General features: G+C 37.4%; 1 protein-coding gene. It reads right to left on the reverse strand.

Going from position 1 to position 768, the window contains the following annotated elements; genetic code table 11:
- Positions 1–97: 97 nt before the first annotated feature.
- Positions 98–610 carry a hypothetical protein gene (locus AEA42_RS03355; RefSeq protein WP_197278415.1) on the reverse strand — a complete coding sequence of 171 codons (513 nt, stop codon included), beginning with the start codon at positions 608–610 and terminating at the stop codon, positions 98–100.
- Positions 611–768 lie beyond the last annotated feature (158 nt).

Consider the following 768-nt stretch of genomic DNA (forward strand, 5'->3'; position numbering starts at 1 on the left):
TAGGATATTGGCTTCGCGCATCTTGTTGTCCAAGTGTAGTTTTTAGCGAAACCATTTGATCATGCAACAAGATGCGCTTCCACCCTAATTTGATGATTTATTTGTAAATCATCAGGGGATTCTTCAGTATTAAGTGTCTGAATGTAGAATCTTCACTGTACTTATACTTTAATTGAGTAGTCCAAAATGCATCTCTGTTTGGTAAGGGATGCTTAGATAACCAATCATGTAAGAAATTCGCATTAAATGGATGCCCTTCAATACCAGAAATTGAAATCAGTACTTCCAAAAAGTGGCTAAAAGTACCCCTATACTGAAGTACGTTGTCATTTATAAATGGTTTGAGTTTATCGAAGTCTATCGCAGAAGTTTCTCTCCATACTAAACTATCAATAAAAGAATTTATTAAGTAATCATGCCCACTGAACTCTGGCAGTAATTCGTAAAGTTCTTTTCCATATTTTTCAGGTAATTGAATCGAAAGAGCTTCAACAATTCCTTGGTTGTAGTAAAAATCATACTCTTCTTTAAAGTAACTTTTTAGACGGCCTCCCGTCTTAAACTCATCTTCAATAATTTCAATGCCGTCAAGTAGATAGTTCACTGTCAAATGATCGTCAAACCTTTCAAAAGATATATATCCGACTTTCCGCACCTGATTTAGGAATAAATTTGCCGATACCGTTCGCCTAACACGTCGAGAATGATCTGCTGGTCCACTGTGAGTCCTGTGACTTGAGGTGGCGCCTCTCCCAACTGGTACTCGTG

Source organism: Shewanella sp. Sh95 (assembly GCF_001308045.1).
Classification (GTDB): Bacteria; Pseudomonadota; Gammaproteobacteria; order Enterobacterales; family Shewanellaceae; genus Shewanella; species Shewanella xiamenensis.